Below are 1,616 nucleotides of genomic sequence, written 5' to 3'. Positions count from 1 at the left end.
GGCCCAGCAGGCCCGTGAGGCGATGAAACTCGAATCGTTGTCGGTGGTGGCTGACCGGGGGTATTACAAAAGCGGGGAGATCCTTGCCTGCCACGAGGCAGGGATTAGCGCTTATGTACCGAAGACGCTGAGCTCGCGCGCCAAATTCGATGGCCGCTTCAACAATGACGAGTTTGTTTACGACGCGGACAAAGATGTGTACGTCTGCCCCGCCAAGGAAGTGCTGATCTGGCGAAACTCTTACGTCGATAAAGGCAAGACGCTGAGCAGTTACTGGAGCTCCAACTGCCGAAATGAGCTTGAATGTGCTCGCTTACAACTTGAAGCGAGTGATGAAAATCCTCGGTACGCAGAATCTGATGAAAGCGCTGGCGGCCTGAAAAGCCTTCTGTTTTGCCCGATGGACGAGCTGAGAAGCGTTACTGGTGGCATTAAAAGCGGGCTGGAGCTACGAAGAGCGCTTTAGGTGTAGTTAGCCAGCCAAACATCGTCGGCGCTAGTGTCGACGATGTTTGAACCAGTTTTTACACACTCTGGGCCGKSSGCGGCTAACCCGGCATCCATGCCGGGTTGCCCACTRCGCAGAACCTSCRCTCGGCCTCWCGAGGGGGCGTGCACCGCAACAGCACCGCGAGGCGAGCTAACGCTCGACCTCGTTGTTTGGTGGTGYACGCGTTCCCCTGTAGGAGCTGCCGAAGGTCCGAACGCGGCCCGAACCTTCGGCAGCCCCTACAGATATTTCGTTATATGTGTTCCCCGGAATTCCGTGAAGAACCTTTTTTATGGCTGTTTCGCTCAAACTGCCCGATTTCCCCCATGGAATCTGGAAAAAAAGACGAAAAAAATAGCGGGGCTCTCGCCTACCTTCCGACTCGCCGAAAACCCAGTAATGGTGCAGGCTGCGCGATAAAAGATGGCAATGTGCAACCAGTCACGGGCACTGCCGTTGGTCAGTAAAATTGATCAAAAAATGAACGAATACGGTTTTTTCGTTCAGAATACGCAACAGGTGGCACGGGCTCTGGTCCTCACCTGACCCCAGAAGCGGAAGTTAAACCTCATATCAGCCAAGTGCGAATGAGGTTTTTTATTACCTGAAAATGGAAATAATCGAATGACTGAAAGTTCATTCGCCAAACTCGCTTTTATCTTGGCCGCGTAATGCCGCAAGATTATTCAATTGAAACGGCTGGATCGTAACTTCAGTCAGTAACGGCAAACTCTAATCAAGCTGTCCTGAAAGTCAGGTTGATTCACTGTTTGAACAAAGAGGTAGTCATGGAACTTAGTATTCTTTCTTCACCAGCCGGGGAATATTTGCGCTTGGGCGTTGTATATTTTCATCTTATCGCCTGCTGCGTGGCAATCGGGCTGGTTTTGACCAGTGACATTGCAATGGTCAAGCAACTCCTGAAGGGCGATATGTCGGGTCACCATGATGACGCGCACATGGACAGTCTTCAAAAAACCGTATCGCTTGCACTTGTCGCGCTCTGGATTACGGGCATTGCCATTGTCGGGATCGATTATGCCGGCAAGGGAATGGAGTATTTCCTCAATCCAAAAATACAAGCCAAAATCGGCATCGTTGTACTGTTGACCGTTAACGGCTTCGT

The 1,616-nt window shown here is 51.4% G+C and carries 2 pseudogenes; both read left to right on the top strand.

The features are described 5' to 3' along the window. Nucleotides 1-380, top strand: a pseudogene (locus AC1DXW_RS30875) (hypothetical protein); the annotation flags it as partial. Between the two features lie 898 nt (nucleotides 381-1,278). Then, nucleotides 1,279-1,616 (top strand): annotated as a pseudogene (locus tag AC1DXW_RS30870) (hypothetical protein); the annotation flags it as partial.

The organism is Pseudomonas sp. P4_C4, from assembly GCF_056402055.1.
The sequence above is the reverse complement of the archived record's forward strand: the minus strand, read 5'-3'. Positions and strand labels throughout refer to the sequence as shown.